This is a genomic window from Kitasatospora sp. NPDC058184 (assembly GCF_042883725.1).
Taxonomy (GTDB): domain Bacteria; phylum Actinomycetota; class Actinomycetes; order Streptomycetales; family Streptomycetaceae; genus Kitasatospora.
The window spans coordinates 328,748-343,653 of the sequence record NZ_JBHVVE010000007.1 but is presented as its reverse complement, the minus strand read 5'-3'; the positions used below and the strand labels follow the sequence as shown (position 1 = coordinate 343,653).

General features: G+C 71.8%; 14 protein-coding genes and 1 pseudogene. 6 read left to right on the top strand and 9 right to left on the bottom strand.

The window, feature by feature from the left end:
* Positions 1-45 precede the first annotated feature (45 nt).
* Positions 46-711: a DedA family protein gene (locus ACFVXH_RS16475; protein ID WP_387824086.1), complete on the bottom strand. Its 666-nt coding sequence runs from the start codon at positions 709-711 to the stop codon at positions 46-48.
* 202 nt (positions 712-913) lie between these two features.
* The gene (locus tag ACFVXH_RS16470; RefSeq protein ID WP_387824084.1) at positions 914-1,729 is read right to left on the bottom strand and encodes a class I SAM-dependent methyltransferase; all 816 of its coding nucleotides are present in this window, start codon (positions 1,727-1,729) and stop codon (positions 914-916) included.
* Positions 1,730-2,004: 275 nt separating this feature from the next.
* Between ACFVXH_RS16470 and ACFVXH_RS16465 the strand changes: the two genes are divergently transcribed.
* On the top strand, positions 2,005-2,550 hold the full coding sequence (locus ACFVXH_RS16465) for a tetratricopeptide repeat protein (RefSeq protein ID WP_387824081.1): 546 nt from the start codon (positions 2,005-2,007) through the stop codon (positions 2,548-2,550).
* A 122-nt stretch (positions 2,551-2,672) separates the two neighbouring features.
* Here ACFVXH_RS16465 and ACFVXH_RS16460 read toward each other — a convergent pair whose 3' ends face one another.
* On the bottom strand, positions 2,673-3,371 hold the full coding sequence (locus tag ACFVXH_RS16460; protein WP_387824078.1) for a hypothetical protein: 699 nt from the start codon (positions 3,369-3,371) through the stop codon (positions 2,673-2,675).
* 584 nt (positions 3,372-3,955) lie between these two features.
* Between ACFVXH_RS16460 and ACFVXH_RS16455 the strand changes: the two genes are divergently transcribed.
* The 4 genes and pseudogenes from ACFVXH_RS16455 to ACFVXH_RS16440 all read left to right on the top strand — a co-directional run bounded on the left by ACFVXH_RS16455 (position 3,956) and on the right by ACFVXH_RS16440 (position 6,716).
* A complete protein-coding gene (locus ACFVXH_RS16455) occupies positions 3,956-4,480 on the top strand; it encodes a DUF6879 family protein (protein ID WP_387824075.1) in 525 nt (174 codons plus the stop codon).
* A gap of 24 nt (positions 4,481-4,504) precedes the next feature.
* Positions 4,505-5,353 (top strand): helix-turn-helix domain-containing protein, encoded by an 849-nt coding sequence (locus ACFVXH_RS16450; protein WP_387824072.1) that lies wholly within the window; start codon positions 4,505-4,507, stop codon positions 5,351-5,353.
* 99 nt (positions 5,354-5,452) lie between these two features.
* Positions 5,453-5,970, top strand: a pseudogene (locus tag ACFVXH_RS16445) (hypothetical protein).
* Positions 5,971-6,047: 77 nt separating this feature from the next.
* Positions 6,048-6,716 (top strand): class I SAM-dependent methyltransferase, encoded by a 669-nt coding sequence (locus ACFVXH_RS16440; RefSeq protein WP_387824069.1) that lies wholly within the window; start codon positions 6,048-6,050, stop codon positions 6,714-6,716.
* A gap of 73 nt (positions 6,717-6,789) precedes the next feature.
* On the opposite strand, the gene ACFVXH_RS16435 is transcribed toward ACFVXH_RS16440, so the two are convergent.
* From ACFVXH_RS16435 to ACFVXH_RS16425, 3 genes are all read right to left on the bottom strand, one after another.
* A complete protein-coding gene (locus ACFVXH_RS16435; RefSeq protein WP_074003839.1) occupies positions 6,790-7,584 on the bottom strand; it encodes a spermidine synthase in 795 nt (264 codons plus the stop codon).
* A gap of 116 nt (positions 7,585-7,700) precedes the next feature.
* The gene (locus ACFVXH_RS16430) at positions 7,701-8,672 is read right to left on the bottom strand and encodes an alpha/beta hydrolase (protein ID WP_074003694.1); all 972 of its coding nucleotides are present in this window, start codon (positions 8,670-8,672) and stop codon (positions 7,701-7,703) included.
* Positions 8,673-8,781: 109 nt separating this feature from the next.
* Positions 8,782-10,623, bottom strand: coding sequence for an NB-ARC domain-containing protein (locus ACFVXH_RS16425; RefSeq protein WP_387824066.1), 1,842 nt, complete (start codon positions 10,621-10,623; stop codon positions 8,782-8,784).
* A 96-nt stretch (positions 10,624-10,719) separates the two neighbouring features.
* Here ACFVXH_RS16425 and ACFVXH_RS16420 point away from each other — a divergent pair, with 96 nt between their 5' ends.
* Positions 10,720-12,123 carry a selenium-binding protein SBP56-related protein gene (locus ACFVXH_RS16420; protein WP_387824063.1) on the top strand — a complete coding sequence of 468 codons (1,404 nt, stop codon included), beginning with the start codon at positions 10,720-10,722 and terminating at the stop codon, positions 12,121-12,123.
* Positions 12,124-12,184: 61 nt separating this feature from the next.
* Here the strand turns inward: ACFVXH_RS16420 and ACFVXH_RS16415 are convergent, their stop codons facing one another.
* From ACFVXH_RS16415 to ACFVXH_RS16405, 3 genes are all read right to left on the bottom strand, one after another.
* A complete protein-coding gene (locus ACFVXH_RS16415) occupies positions 12,185-13,420 on the bottom strand; it encodes a globin domain-containing protein (protein ID WP_387824060.1) in 1,236 nt (411 codons plus the stop codon).
* A 264-nt stretch (positions 13,421-13,684) separates the two neighbouring features.
* Positions 13,685-14,215 carry a DUF6114 domain-containing protein gene (locus tag ACFVXH_RS16410; protein WP_241852985.1) on the bottom strand — a complete coding sequence of 177 codons (531 nt, stop codon included), beginning with the start codon at positions 14,213-14,215 and terminating at the stop codon, positions 13,685-13,687.
* Positions 14,216-14,217: 2 nt separating this feature from the next.
* Entirely contained in the window at positions 14,218-14,874 is a 657-nt protein-coding gene (locus ACFVXH_RS16405) for a DUF6230 family protein (RefSeq protein ID WP_049650672.1), read from the bottom strand.
* Positions 14,875-14,906 lie beyond the last annotated feature (32 nt).

The window sequence follows — 14,906 nt, the reverse complement described above, 5'->3', positions numbered from 1 at the left end:
ACGGTGGTTGTGGACGGCCGGTCGGACGACCGGCCGTCCGGGAGGTCAGTCGGCGACCGGCTCCTTGGTCGCGGCGGCGGCCTTGGCGGCCTCTTCCGCCTCGATCTTGGCGTGCGTCTTGGCGGCGCGGCGCTTCATGATCCAGGCCGAGAGCAGGCCGATCACCAGGGCCGCCGCCAGGCCCGCCCAGGAGAACCGGGCCAGCCAGGGCTCGATGCTCTTGCCGACCTTGTAGACCAGCAGCGTCGTGCCGCCGGCCCAGACCACGCCGCCCAGCACGTTGGCGATCAGGAACTTCCAGTACGGCATCTTCAGCGCGCCCGCGAGCGGCCCGGCGAAGATGCGCAGCAGGGCGATGAACCGGCCGAAGAAGACCGCCCACATGCCCCACTTCTGGAAGGAGCGCTCGGCGGTGGCCAGGTGGGAGGGCCCGAAGTGCTTGGGGAACTTGCGTCCCAGCTTCTCGAAGAGCGGCTTGCCTCCCTTGCGCCCGATCGAGTAGCCGATCGAGTCGCCGATGATCGCGCCGGCGATCGCGCAGATGGCGACGCCCCACGGGCTCACCACACCCTTGACCGCCATCAGAGACGCCGTGACCAGGGCGATCTCGCCGGGCAGCGGAATGCCCAGCGACTCCAGCCCGATGATCAGACCGACCACGGCGTACACCGCTGTCGGCGGAATCCCCTCGATCCAGGCGTCGATATGCAAGGCCAGTCCCTCCGTGGCAGGACGGGACCGGCCGCGCTCCCCCTGGAGCCGCGTGCCCGTCCCGGCAGTTCGTCCGATGGCGGCACCCAGGCCGCTCCCCCGGAAACGAGCCTAACGTGCCGGGCGGCCTGTCCCCCCGGCCGATCACCCGTGGTTACGACGTACGCCCCCGCGCCATGGTTCCAGCTCGACCACCGTTTCTTCAAGATTCGGCAAAAAGCAGTGCGACCACGGACGGGCGCTGCTTGATCCGGCGCGCGAACGGCAACAGGGCGCTCACCGGCCACCGTCCGCCCTCCGGGTACACCTCGCGCACGTCGGTGACCCCCGGGTGCGCGGTGGCCAGCTCGCCGCGCTCGTCCGCGTCCATCCCGAACGGCATCGGCGGCGCCTGGTAGTACCGGTCCCGCAGCTTGCCCTCGACGGCCCGCCGGCTGAACCAGCGCGGCACCGCGTCCAGCACCATCGCCCCGCCCGGGAAGCGCTCGGCGCAGGCCGCGATCAGCGCGCGGACCGCCTGCGGCCGCAGGTACATCAGCAGGCCCTCGGTGCTGATCAGCACCCCGTTCGACGGGTCCACCTCGTCCATCCAGCCCGGGTCGGTGGCCGAGTGGGCGACGATCCGGTGCCGCTCGTCCGGCGGCAGCAGCCGCCGCCGCAGCGCGACCGTCTCCGGCAGGTCCACCGACAGCCAGCTCGCCCGCCCGTTGTCGACACGCCAGGCCTGGGTCTCCAGGCCGTCCCCGAGCCCGACCACGGTGCCGCGCGGGCAGCGGGTCAGGAAGTCCGCCACCTCGCGGTCGAAGCAGGCGGCCCGCAGCGCCTGGAGCTGGCTCACCAGAGCGTTCTCCCCGAACCGCGCCGCGAACGGGTAGTCGATCCGCTCCACCAGCTCGACCGCCTTCGGGTCCGGCAGCACGGTGTCCGGCCGCCGCGCCTCCACCGCCCGGTGCCACAGCGTCCACAGCGCCGTCTCCGGCACCTGCCCCAGCTCCGGCCGCTCCCCGCCGCCACTCATCGCTCGCTCCTTCGGACGTGGTCCCGTCGCGGTCCGACGCGTTCCGTCGCGGTCCGTCGCGGTCCCGCCGTGTTCCCGTCATGGGCATGAACCCGCCGATTCTGACACCCCGTCCGCACCTCCCCTCCCGCCGACGCGCCGACTGACCGACCGGTGGAGCTCTACGACGCCAACCATCGACCGGGCCATCCAGGCGACCTGGAGCGCGCGAACTCGTTCTCCCGCGTGGGCACTTCTCACCCCACGGGGTGGAGAACCGAACGGCGGAGGGCCACGTGCTCGAGCACCTCATCACTCACGACCACGACCTGCGGATGGTCCCCACCAACCGGAACGAGCTGACCACCTCGGTCGGCCGTCTCCACGAGGAACTCCGGGCCCTGCCCGAGGGGACCGACCCCGCCCGTGCCCGCCTCCTGACCAGGTGGATCGGCATCGGCCACCTGTGCCTGGGCCACCACGAGGAGGCCCGTACACTCCTCCGCCAGTCACTCGACCTCGCCGCGGAGACGGGCAACACCCGGGCCGTCGTCGCCACCGGACTCAACCTCGCCGACGCACACCGCTACGCCGGTGACGTGCGGACCGCGGACGCGCTCTACCGCAGCGCGCTGGACACCGCGCGAACCCGGCACCCGGAACTCCTCGACTTCGCACTCCAGCACACCGGCAAACACCTGATGGAACACGGTGACCTCGCGCAGGCCCGGACCCATCTGCAGGAGGCACTGCGACTGCGGATCGCCAAGGGGGACAGCGAGTTGATCGAGTCCACGCAGACCGCACTCGACAGGGTGGAGCTACTGCTCGACCGCCCCTGACCACCCCCTGCGGCTGCCCCTGTCCCCGTTCTGCGCCAGGAGGACGTAGCGGGCCCGGCCCAGGCCTGCTCGGCCAGCACGATGCCCACCCGCAGCTGCGCCCAGAATCGGTCCCCGGCCGCTCAGTCCTCCGCCGCCACCACGGCCACCGCCGTCGCCAGGGCGGCGGCGGTCAGCCAGGCCAGCGCCGACAGGCCCACGGTGAGGGCCTGCGGCCAGCGCCAGGCCAGCAGCCGCGCACCGACGCCCCAGGTGAGGAGGAACAGCGGGACCAGGATCACCGCCTGGATCCTCCACGCCCCCAGGAACGCCCCGGCCAGCCCGCCGGCCAACAGCGCCGTGCCCGCCACGACCAGCAGCCCGATCCGGAACATCAGGGCCCACGGGGTGGTCTGCGGGTCGGTTCGGTGCCCCTGGTGGATGATCTCGGCCACCCGGCCCCGCCAGAAGCGCAGCTCCACGGCCGAGCCGACGTCCACCGCGTCGTAGAACGACTGGTCGACCGTGTAGGTGCGGCCCGGCGCGTCCTCCCGGAGAACGGCGAGGCGGTACGAGGTCGAGTCACTGTTGGCGTCCACCCACTTCTTCGCCACCCGGCCGCTCTCGGGACGCAGGCAGTCCGCCTGTGCCGCCCCGTCGGCCGTGGCACCGCAGACGGGTGCGTCGAGGTAGGCCCCGCCCTCGTCGTAGGCGTCGTGGTAGCGAACGAAGCCGAACACCACGATCGCCAGCCCCAGCACGGCGATCAGCCCGCGCAGCACCTGACCCGCCGTCGGCCCGCGCCACGGGCGCCGGTCCCGCGGTCCGTCCGCCTTCCCCATGGGCCCCTCCCCCTGCCGGACCATGCCATTGTGCCCCGGGAGAAGACCGCAGAGGTCGCCACCGGGCGTCAGCGGCCTCGGAGAACAGGTCGGCACCGTCGAGAAGGGATTCGATCGGCTACTTTGGGTAACGATGCGCGGGATTCTGTCGCTCCTTCTTGAGCGCCGGTATGGACGAGGCCTTGCCTTGGAGCCGAGGGTTGTTACCGCAGTGCTGGACTCGAAGTCGCTGAGCTGGCTGCTCATCAGAAAGTGAAACGCCTGACACGGCATCCGGCCCGCGCGCGATCCTGTTCCTGCACCAACAGCCATGCAAGGTAGCGCAAGTGAAGTGACAGGAGGGGTGGGCACGGCGATACGGTTCTTTGGTATCGACCCGGAGACCGGTCAGGGGAACAGGCCGACCGTCTGGGTGGACGAGGGGGTCGGGGACTTGCTGGTCCAGAGCTACGTCGCCGACGAGGCGTCGATCGCCGGCGTGCTCGCGGCCGGCCACGGTCCGGACCACGAGAACACGATCCCGTCGCACGAGGGAGTGTTTCGGATTCCGGCCCGAATGGTGCCGATTCTCAGGAGGGCGTGTGATGAGGCAGAGCGTTCCCAGCTTCGTCGAGATGCTGAACTCGGCGAGGAGCACGGCGGTGCACCTGGAACTGCGTGACCAGTACAGCGTCGCCGAGGAGACGGCCGAACTCGCCAAGTGGCACCGTGGTGAAGCCGTCGATGTCGACCCCGACTCGGAGTACTGGAGCGGGTGGAGCGACCTCGTACGCCGCACCGTCGCCCGAGGCGTCCAGGTCCGCCGGGCCCGCGTCGTCTCGGTGCCGGTGACGGACTACGTGCGGTACGAGCACCACATCACCAGCGTGAACCTGGCCATCGGGGAGGATGTCCGCTGGCTGCCCCGGAGTGAGGCGTCGGGCCTTGCTCTGCCGGGCAACGACTTCTGGCTGGTGGACGGGCGCGCCGTTCGCTTCAACCTGTTCGACGGGCCCGGGGCCGCGTTGGACCCGCAGTACTCCGAGGATCCGGTGGTGGTCGGGCTCTGCGCCAATGCCTTCGAAGCGGTATGGGAGCGCGGAGTGGAACACGAGAAGTTCGCCGTCTGATTCAGCACGCAGGACCGCCAGATCATGTCCCTGTCTCCCTCCTCCAGTGCGCAGAGCGCCCGCGAGACAATCGCCAAGAGGTTGAAAGCACTTCAGCAGGGTGCCGGCCTCACAGGGCATGATCTGGCCCTACGAACGGGCTTCAGCGAGTCGAAGGTCTCACGCATCGCGGGTGCCAAGACCCCACCGTCAGCTGACGACATCCAACGATGGTGCGCAGCCTGCGGCGCGGAGGACCAGGCCGCGGACCTGGTCGCCGCGAGTCGGGCGGCCGACGAGATGTACGTCGAGTGGAAGCGCCTCCACCGCACGGGGATGAAGCACGCCCAGGACGCCATCCTGCCCCTGTTCAGGAACAGTCGGCAGATCCGTATGTACTGCTCCAACGTCATGCCGGGGATCGTTCAGCGCCGTGAGTACGCGCGTGCGCTGATGGAGACCATCACGGCCTTCCAGAACACTCCGAACGACGTGGAGGCTGCCGTCGAGAGCCGGCTCCAGCGCGGACGCTACCTCCACCAGGGAAGCTGCACCTACGCGTTCGTCCTGGAGGAAACGGTCCTCTACTACCCGCTCGGCGACGATGAGGCCATGGCGGATCAACTGCGCCACCTGCTGGAGGTCATGGCCCTGCCGCGCGTCAGTCTCGGGGTGATTCCCTTCCGGGCGCCTCGCGTGATGTGGCCGCTCGAAGCCTTCTACATGTTCGATGATCGGCAGGTGGACGCCGAGTTGCTGACCGCCGTCGTCAAGATCACGACGCCGACCGAGATCGCCGCGTACTCGAAGGCGTTCAAGGCCCTCTCCGGCATGGCAGTGCACGGCCGTGAAGCTCGGACCCTCATTGAGCAGGCAATCCACGCGCTCGGGTGAATCCGTGCAAGACGATGCAAGATTGTGGCACCGCCTGTAGCCGCCTCCCTACGGTCTATCACGCAAGTCAGTGCGCCACCGAGAAGAGAGGAACGAACCATGACCGTTGCGCTGGAAGCGCCCGCGGACACCGAGTTGCGCGATCCCCGCGCGCTCCTCATCGCGGTCCGGCCGTACGTCAAGGAGCTGACGTACAACGTGTTCGAGGGACCCGGCAACACCGGCGACCTTTACGACCGCGAGATCGCGCTCCTGCTCCGCGACAACACCATGATCCGCAACATGGCCGAGCGCATCCTCGACAACGCCATCGCGTACACGATCACCGCCATGGAACACCCGCAGGTGCACCTGGGCGTCGGCAAGATCGTGGACATCGGGGTGCACCAGCTCCTTCTGTACACGCCGGTGTACTTCGCCGTCTGCGAGGCGTACAACGCCGGCCGGTACAAGCACCACGCCCCGCTGATCCAGCGACGTAGCGACGTAGCGACGGCACCGTGGTCCGTACCGCCGAGTTCCTGCGCGGCAACGGGTTCGACGCCGACGAGGAGCTGTGGGCGATCGACGAGGCGAACTGCTCCCCGTGCGACGACAAGGTCCCCCACAGCCACTGACCGGACACCAGGGTGCCCCTGCCTCGTATCTTGGGGCAGGGGCACCCGCCTGCCAACTCTTCAGCAAGGGACGTCCGTTGCCCGCACAGCACAACATCGAATCCGAGCGCGAACTCTGGGACACCTACGCGGCCGGCATCAAGGACGACGTCTTCGACGCCGGGCCGGTCTTCCGCTGGACCCAGTACACCGACCACGGGCCCGGCCCCGAACTGCTCGGGTCACCTACCAGTGCACTGGAGATCGGATGCGGCACGGGCCGCGCACTCGCCACGCTGGCCGAGCAAGGTGTGAAGGCCACCGGCGTGGACCTCTCGCCCGTCATGGTCGACAAGGTCTCGGCGCGCTGGGGGCTTTCCGGCGTCCGGATCCACTGCGCCGAGGTCCTGGACTACCTGAGCGGCACCGACGAAACGTGGGACGCCGTCTACTCGGTGTTCGGAGCGGTCTGGTTCACGGACCCCCTGAAGCTGCTTCCTCTCATCGCCTCCCGCCTGAACCCCGGCGGCATCCTGGCCTTCTCGCAGCCCCCCGCCATCCCCGGCGCCTACGGCCCACAGGGCATGTACAAAGGGGGGTTCGCCGGGAGGGCGCTGTACACGTACCGCTACTCCTACACGTCCCGCAGGTGGGTCAATCTGCTTCGGCAGAGCGGATTCGAGTCGGCTGACGCGACGGTTCTCGACGCCCCGGCCGAGGGGCACATCGGAACTCTGATCGTTACGGGCAAGACCCCTGCCGTCTGACGACCACCTACGAACGGAGCCGTCTGCACGTGGCCGCATGGGCCGGGGACGATGCGCCCCGACAGAGGGAGGCTCAGCCGATGCTGAAGGCGCCGTCGGGCGGGGGCGGGGAGTCGGTGGCCTCGGCGTCGGTGACCGGGGCGGTCCGGCCGACCAGGGCGGCCAGGTCGTCCCCGTCGGTGAGCCGGGCCGGGAAGATGTCGCCCGCGAGCAGCCGGGTCAGCTCGGCCACCGGTAGCGGCGCGGTCGAGCCGGCCAGCAGGATGTTGCCGTACCGGCGGCCGCGCAGCACCGGTGCCTCCGCCACCAGGCAGACGTACGGGAACACCGCGCGCACCGTCGCCGCCTGCGCCTTGGCGAAGGCCAGCGGCGGGCCGTCCGCCAGGTTCGCCGCGTAGCAGCCGCCGGGGCGCAGCGCGGCGGCCGCCAGGCGCAGGAACTCCACCGAGGTGAGGTGCGCCGGGGTCCGCGAGCCGTGGAAGACGTCGGCGATCACCAGGTCCTGCGAGCCGGCCGGGGTCTCGGCGAGGGCCGCCCGGGCGTCGCCGACGGTCGCGGTGATGTCCGCGCCGGGGCCCTGCCAGGGCAGGTGTTCGGCGACCAGTTCCAGCAGCGGCCCGTCGACCTCCACCACCCGCTGCCGCGAGCCGGGCCGGGTGGCGGCCAGGTAGCGGGGCAGGGTGAGCGCGCCGCCGCCGAGGTGCAGCGCGTCCAATGACTGCCCGGCGGGGGCGAGGGCGTCGGCGAGGTGGCCGAGGCGCCGGGTGTACTCGAACTCCAGGTGGGTGGGGTCGGCGAGGTCGACGTAGGACTGCGGGGTGCCGTCCAGGGTGAGCAGCCAGCCGCCGTCCCGGTCGAGGTCGGGCATGAGCTTGGCGAAGCCCAGGTCGGTCCGCCGCCCGACCGGCACCGGCTCGTCCCGCTCGTCCCGCTCGTCCCGCTCGTCCCGCTCGTCCCGCTCGTCCCGCGAATCGTGCTCGGAGGTCACGCGTGCTCTCCGACGGGCTCGACGTCGAGGTACGCGGCGAGCCAGTGGTCCAGCTCGGCGAACACCTCGGTGCGCGCGGCCTCCCCGGAGAGCACCAGGTCGTGCATCCCGCCCTTGATCCGCACGATGGTGACGTGCCGGCCCAGCCGCGGCCCCTGCGCGGCGATGTCGTCGGCGCGCAGCACGGCGTCGGCGTGGTGCAGCGCGCTGTGCCACTTGGTGGTGGAGATGGAGCGGGTCGAGGCCATCAGCAGCACCGGCACGTCGATGCCCAGTCCCCGGTGCAGCCGCCGGTGGCCCTGGTGGATCGCGGACAGCCAGCCCGCGTACAGCGGGAAGCTCTCGGGGCGCTTGAGGGTGAGGTCGAAGTCCCACTCGCCCTGGTGGTCCTTGTGCAGGCTGTGGGTGTAGTGCGGGTTGAGCGCGGACGGCAGGACGCGGGTCGGCGCCAGCCGCCCGAGCGCCGTGACGGCGGGGCCGCCGAGGGTGCGGACGGCGGGCCCGGCCGGCATCGACAGGAACGGCGAGTTGAGGAACAGCCCGTCCACCAGGCCGCGCCCGGCGCGCCGGGCGGCCCACAGCGCGCCGATCAGCCCGCCGGTGGAGTGCCCGTTCAGCAGCAGCTGCCGGTGCCCGTCGACCTCGCGGATGATCCGGACCGCCTCGTCGATCTCCTCGTCGTACTCGGCGAGGTCGCGGACGAAGTTCGGCGACTGGTGCGGGCGCAGGGAGCGGCCGTACTTGCGCAGGTCGAGGGCGTAGAAGGAGAAGCCGAGCGCGGCGTAGTGGTCGGCGAGGTTGGTCTGGAAGAAGTAGTCGTTGTACCCGTGGATGTAGAGCACGGCGCGCTCCGCCCCGGGCACCGGCCGCCGGACGAGGGTCGCGCACACCGGCCCCTCGTCGTCCGGCCGCAGCGTCAGCTCGGCGGCCTCGTAGGGGGCACCCAGGATGTCTTCACGGAACTCCATCTGCTTGCCGCACCCGTCCTCTGCTCTGTCTGCCTGTACCGGCAGGTGACCGCCTGTTCCATCCCCGACCATACCGGCCGGTAGCCGCGGGCCGCTCGGCGGTGGGCCGTCATGCGTGGATCCACACTGCGGCGGCCCGGGTGGTGTCGGGGGCCCGCAGCCACCTGGCGTCCGCCCGCTCCACCCCGAGGGCCCGGAAGATCCCGCGGGCCTGCCCCTGCGCCCGGGCCGCCTCGTCGTTCCGGTCCAGTGCCCGGAGAGCCGATCCCGTGCTCTCCCAGGCCATGGCCTGGCAGAACCGGTCGTCGCACTCCTCGCAGAGCACACAGGCGCGTTCGAGGAACTCGAGTGCTTCATCGAGGCGGCCCATGACCCTCAGCCGCTCGCCGAGGTTGAGCAGCGCGATCGTCTCACCCTCCCGGTCACGACGGCTGCGCGCGACGGCGAGGGCACGTCGATGGGCTTCCACCGCCTCCTCGCAACGGCTCGCGAGGCCGAGCGAGATCCCGTGGTTGTTCCAGACCTCCGCTTCGACGTCGCTGGTCCCCATGGAGTCGGCCGCCCTCAGTGCCGCCTCCGTGACGGCGATCGCCAGATCGGCCCTGCCGCCGTGGATCAGCCCCGGCACCACCACGGGCGAGAGGCGCGCGACCCCTCGGTGGATTCCGACCTCCGCCAGCCCCAGGATCATGGCCACCATGTTGGCGCGCTCGCGGTCCAGCCAGGCCAGTGCGGCGGCCCGTTCCGGGAATGGGCCGGCGTCCGAGCGCCCGGGCGATGACGCGGCCCGCCGATTGGCGGCGTGGGCGGTCGTCACGTAGTACTCCGTCAACCGGCTCAGCCCGCGCGCCCCCAGCTCCGGGTCCTTCCCCAGCTGTTCCAGGGCGTAGAGCCGGACCAGGTCGTGCAGGTACCACCGGCCCTTCGACGGGCTCTGCTCGATCAGTGCGGCGCCGACCAGTTGGGCGAACAGGGGCCGGGTCTCGCGGACCGTCCTTCCGATGAGCGCCGCCCCGGCTTCGGTCGAGACGTCGCTTCCGACGCAGACCGGGAGGAACCGGAAGAGCTCGGCCTGCGCGGGGGTGAGGCGACGGTAGGAGCGGTCCAGGGTGAGGCGGATGCCGGTCTCGCCGTCGTGCAGGAGGTCGAGGCGGCCCGTCCCCCCGGCCAGGTCGTCGGCGAGTTCGGCCGCCCCGAGGTGCTGGTCGAGGATCAGTTGGGCGGCGGCGAGCCTCAGTGCCAGAGGGAGGTGGCCGCAGAGTCTCGCGGTGCGCCGGCCGCCCTCCGCGTCGATGGCGACGCGCCCGTCCGCTGGTCGGGCGGCCCGGACGGCGGTGTCGAGGAGGGCGACGGCCGCCTCGGCGTCGAGGACGCCGAGGCGGTGGAGGCGGGCGCCGAGGCCGGGGAGGGTTTCGCGGGAGGTGACCAGGAGGCGGTGGCGGGTGGCGGGCGGTGGCTGGAGGGGGCGGACCTGGTCGGCGGCGGAGGCGTTGTCGGCGATGACCAGCACGCCGCCGCCGTGCTGCTCCAGTCGGGCGCGGTAGAGGGTGGCGCGGCTCTCCTGCTCCGGCGGGATGTGTTCGGCGGGGACGCCGAGGGCCCGGAGCAGGGTGTCGAGGGCCTGTCCGGCCTCGACCGGGGTCTCGTCGTAGCCTCGGAGGTCGACGAAGAGGGCGGCGGAGTAGTGGCCCTCGCCGAGCAGCGCGTGGCCGGCGGCGAGCGCGAGGGTGGTCTTGCCGATGCCGCCGAGGCCGGTGACCGTCACCGTCGACGGGCCGTCCGGGGCCAGCAGGGCGCGGAGTTCGGCGAGGTCCTGGTCGCGTCCGGTGAAGGCGGAGGTGACCGGCGGCAGCCCCGCGATCGTGGGCGGGCGCGCGGTGACCGTGACGTGCGCCGTGTCCGCCTGGACGACCGGGGCGTGGAAGGTCCCCCCGCGAATGCTGTTGTGCACCCCGTGAGCGTAGCCGCCCGCCCCTCGTGCGCCTGCTGTGCGCCGGTGGTTCTGTGGAACGCTTCCGGGACAGACCAGGCGAGTTGGGGAGTTTGCATGCAGCACGGGCACACCGATCCGTCGCTCTACCGTTCGGCCGCCGAGGCGATCGCCGCCCCGCCGGAGAGGCTGGCGTACGTGGCCGGGTTCGACCGGTCGGGGCGGCGGCCGGACGCGTTGCTGAGCGTCGACACCGATCCGGACTCGGCGAGCTACGGGAAGGTCCTGAACTTCGCCGAACTCCCCACGCTCGGCGACGAGTTGCACCACTTCGGCTGGAACGCCTGCTCCAGCGCCCTCGCCCACGCCTGCCACGAGAACCCGGAGCGGCGCTACCTGCTGCTGCCGGGGCTGCGCTCCTCCCGGCTGCACGTCATGGACACCTACCCCGACCCGGTCCGCCCCCGGCTGGTCAAGACGGTGGAGGCGAAGGAGCTCGCCGCCAAGGCGGGCTACTCGCGCCCGCACACCCTGCACTGCGGCCCCGACGGCGTCTTCCTGTCCTGCCTGGGCGGCGCCGAGGGCGACGACGGCCCGGGCGGGGTGGCGCTGCTCGACCACACCACCTTCGAGGTGCTGCGCGCCTGGGAGACCGAGCGCGGGCCGCAGCACTTCGCCTACGACGTCTGGTGGCACCTGGGCACCAACGTGGGCATCACCAGCGAGTGGGGCACCCCGTCGATGGTCGAGGGCGGGGTGGTGCCGGAGCTCCTGCTCGGGCGCAAGTACGGCCACGCGCTGCACTTCTGGGAGCTGGACTCCGGCCGCCACCTCCAGCGGGTGGACCTCGGCGACCAGTACCAGATGGTGCTGGAGCTGCGCCCGGCGCACGACCCGCAGGCGGAGTGGGGGTTCGCCGGGGTGGTCACCAACGTCGAGGACCTGTCCTCCTCGGTCTGGCTCTGGTACCGGGACGGGCCGGCGTTCACCGCGCGCAAGGTGATCGAGATCCCCGCCGAGCCGGCCGCGGCCGAGGACCTGCCGCCCGCGCTGCGGCCGTTCGGCGCGGTGCCGCCGCTGGTCACCGACATCAACCTGTCGGTGGACGACCGCTGGCTGTACGTGTCGGCCTGGGGCACCGGCGAGCTGTTCCAGTACGACGTCTCGGACCCGTTCCACCCCCGGCTGGCCGGCTCGGTGCGGCTCGGCGGGATCACCGCCCGCACTCCGCACCCGGCCGAGCCCGGCCGTCCGCTGAGCGGGGCGCCGCAGATGGTGGAGATCAGCCGGGACGGCCGGCGGGTCTACCTCACCAACTCGCTCTACGGCGCCTGGGACGACCAGTTCTACCCGGACGGCATCGAGCCCTGGATGGTCAAGCTGGACGCCGACCCGGAGGCCGGCGGGCTGAGCGTCGACGAGCGCTTCTTCCCGCACGGCGCCGACTTCCGGGGCCTGCGCGTCCACCAGACCCACCTGGCGGGCGGCGACGCCTCCTCCGACTCCTACTGCTTCCGCTGAGCGGTCCTCACCAGCTGAGCCGACCCGACCGGACGGGCAGGCGTCACCGGTCAGGCGGGCGTCACCGGAACAGCGCCTGGTCGAACCGCACCTGCGCCGACGGCAGCCCCGCCGCCGTCAGCCGGGTGCGGACGGAGCCGACCATGCCGGCCGGCCCGGTGACGCAGGCCAGGTGCTCGCGCCAGTCCCCGGCCGTCGCGACGGCGTCGGCGAGTTCGCCGACGGTGACCGGGGTGACGGTCAACCACGGCTTGTGCAGGCCGAGTTCGGACAGCGACTGCCAGTCGTAAAGGTCCCGGCGGTCCCGGGCGCCGACGAACAGGTGGACCCGGCGGCCGGTCGGCCGGTGGGCGGTCTGCTGCTCGATGATCGCCTTCATCGGGGCGAGGCCGGTGCCGCCCGCGACCAGCAGCAGGTCGCGGGCGTCGCTGTCGGGCAGCAGGCTGCCGCGCGGCGGACCGAGGCGCAGCCGGTCGCCGATGCCCGTGTGCTCGACCAGGGCGGCGCTGACCCCGCCGGGGGCGGTGCGGCGGACGTGGAACTCCAGCTCGTTGTCGGCGCGCGGGGCGCAGCCCATCGAGTACTGCCGCCAGGTGTGCGGCAGCGCCGGGTGTTCGACGGTGCCGTACTGCCCGGCCCGGTACGGGTACGGTTCGCCGGTGCGCACCCGCAGCACGGCGAGGTCGGGGCGGCGGCGCTCGTGGCCGGTCACCACGGCGTGCCAGTACGGTGGTTCGGTGAGCGCGGAGTCGGCGCCGGCCACCATCGCGCCGACGGCGAAGCGCAGCATCCGCACCCAGGCGCCCTCCAGCTCCTCCGTCCAGCGCTCGCCGGCCCGGTGCCGGACGGCCGCGCACAGGGCCTCCTCGAAGGCCTCGTAGTGCACCGGCCGGACGCCCAGTTTCCGGTGGTCGCGGCCGAGTTGGCGGAGCGTCTGCTCCAGTTCGACCGGGCGGTCGAGGTGGTCGATCAGGTGGTGGAAGATCCGTTCCAGGTGGAGCTGCTGGAACTCCATCGAGGCGGGGAAGAGCGGTCGCAGGTATGGGCGGTGGCTGAACATCACCGCGTAGAGGTGGTCGATCAGGTCCGCGAGCGGGGAGATCAGGTCGAGGTCGCGCCGGATGACGTGCTGGTCCGCGGCGCCGTCGTAGCCGCCCTCCTCCCCGTACGCGTTGCACCCGAGGTCGCCGCCGGCCGAGGTGGAGGGGGCGAGGAGTTGGCGTCGCAGGCGCATCGCGTGATGGCGGGCGATCAGGCGGTCGTACTCGGCGGTGGCGGTGGCGGTGCCAGTGCTCATGCTGCTGCTGTTGTCCATGTCCCGCCCAGTGAACTGCCGGGCCGCCGGACACGAGAAGGGCCGATCGCCCCGGAGAGACCCGGGACCAACGACCCCTTGCGGTGGTACGTCCGGACCGGGACGCTTTTCGGCCACCGCGCGCACGCACCCCCACCGCGCACGGGCCCCATCGCGCGCACGCACCCCCGGAACGGGCGGGCAGGACGGAAGGGTGCCCCGCGCCCCGGTGCTCTCCTACCACCAGGACCCGGGGCACCGCCGTCGTCAGACCCCTGCCCGGCGCGCCTCACGGCGCTCCAGCCGCCGCTGCCGGCCCTGGCGCAGCGGCTGGTCGGGCAGCCACCCGAAGGTGAGACAGGCACCGACCACCCCGAGCAGCATCCCGATCACGAAGCCGCCCAGGTTGGAGGTGACCCAGCTGGCCAGCGAGGCCAGCACGGCGAGGATGGAGTAGAACAGCCGCTGCGCCGGATTGAACAGGATCAGCAGGCCGCACAGCAGCATCACCGCGGGCACCAGGTACCCGGCCAGCCCCTGCATCCCGATGTGCAGGATGACGGGCAGCGGGGCCTTCAGGGTGAACAGGACCTCGGCGCCGCCGAGTGTCACCAGCAGCCCGCCCCAGAACGGTCGCCGGCCCCGCCAGTCGCGTGTGACCGGGCGTGCGGCGGGCTCGGCGACGGGGGCCGCCACGGCCTGGGCGGGCGCGGCCGCCGTCCCCTCGGCGGCCACCCCCTCGGCCCGTGCCGCGGTGCCCTCGCCGGTGCCGGCCGGCTCCGGTACGGACTCCGCCATGCTCAGCAGCCCGTGGAGCTGAAGCTCAGCCGCAGGTTCGGCAGTTTGAACCCGACGGCGGTGCTCGCGTAGTTGTGCTGGTTCAGGTGGGTCAGCGTGACGTGGTCGGCCTGCTGGCCGAACACGCCGGGGTTGCCCTTCCCGACCGGGCCGGCCTTGGTGTACGTGCTGGCGTCGCCGCCGATCTCGATGTTCTTGAACTCCGCGTCGCCGGACAGCATGTCGGAGTCGGTGGTGAGGTCGGAGGCGGTGACGGGGGTGCCGCCGTCGCCCGCGTGGATCACCAGGTTGATGCCGCCGAGGTCGACGCTCTGGCACAGGTTGGTGATCTCGGCCTTCTTGATCGCCGACACCGCGACCAGCACCTGGCCGCCGGTGGAGCCCGCGTTGGGGCTGTCGGGGATCATCGAGTCCAGCGAGCCGAACTGGGCGAAGCCCTCGCCGTCCAGCTTGTCGGCGGTGATGGTGAACGGCATGCCGGAGATGGAGAACTGGGCGGCGAGCACGCCCTGGGCGGTGAGCGCCATCAGGACGCCACCGGCCGCGATGGCCGGTACGGCCATCAGGGCGCTGCGCTTCAGCCGGACCCGTCCTCTTCTCGGTCCGCTCGGCGTCTGCGGGGTCTCGGCCGCCGTGGCGGCGTCCTCGGACATGGCCATGTGTGTGCTCCCTGTGGGTGGAATGGGTGTGC